Annotated in this window: 5 tRNA genes; all 5 read left to right on the top strand. The window is 53.7% G+C overall.

What is annotated here, in order from left to right:
- Positions 1–10: 10 nt before the first annotated feature.
- Positions 11–84 (top strand) — tRNA-Pro (locus LOK41_RS28570).
- A gap of 15 nt (positions 85–99) precedes the next feature.
- Positions 100–172, top strand: a tRNA-Ala gene (locus LOK41_RS28575).
- A 16-nt stretch (positions 173–188) separates the two neighbouring features.
- A tRNA-Met gene (locus LOK41_RS28580) sits at positions 189–265 on the top strand.
- Positions 266–269: 4 nt separating this feature from the next.
- Positions 270–346 (top strand) — tRNA-Ile (locus tag LOK41_RS28585).
- Between the two features lie 17 nt (positions 347–363).
- Positions 364–456, top strand: a tRNA-Ser gene (locus LOK41_RS28590).
- Positions 457–469 lie beyond the last annotated feature (13 nt).

Raw genomic sequence — 469 nt, forward strand, 5'->3', positions numbered from 1 at the left:
CTTTTATTAACGGGAAGTGGCTCAGCTTGGTAGAGCACCTGGTTTGGGACCAGGGGGTCGCAGGTTCAAATCCTGTCTTCCCGATAGTTTTAACAACATGGGGCCTTAGCTCAGCTGGGAGAGCGCCTGCCTTGCACGCAGGAGGTCAGCGGTTCGATCCCGCTAGGCTCCACTTATAACTTTATTATGGCGGTGTAGCTCAGCTGGCTAGAGCGTACGGTTCATACCCGTGAGGTCGGGGGTTCGATCCCCTCCGCCGCTACCATAAAGGACCTTTAGCTCAGCTGGTTAGAGCAGACGGCTCATAACCGTCCGGTCGTAGGTTCGAGTCCTACAAGGTCCACCATTTAAAGTAAATACTCTGGAGGTATACCCAAGTCTGGCTGAAGGGATCGGTCTTGAAAACCGACAGGCGGCGAGAGTCGCGCGGGGGTTCGAATCCCTCTACCTCCTCCATTTTTTAAAAAAG

This window comes from Bacillus sp. TL12, from assembly GCF_022625245.1.
Lineage (GTDB): Bacteria > Bacillota > Bacilli > Bacillales > Bacillaceae_G > Bacillus_A.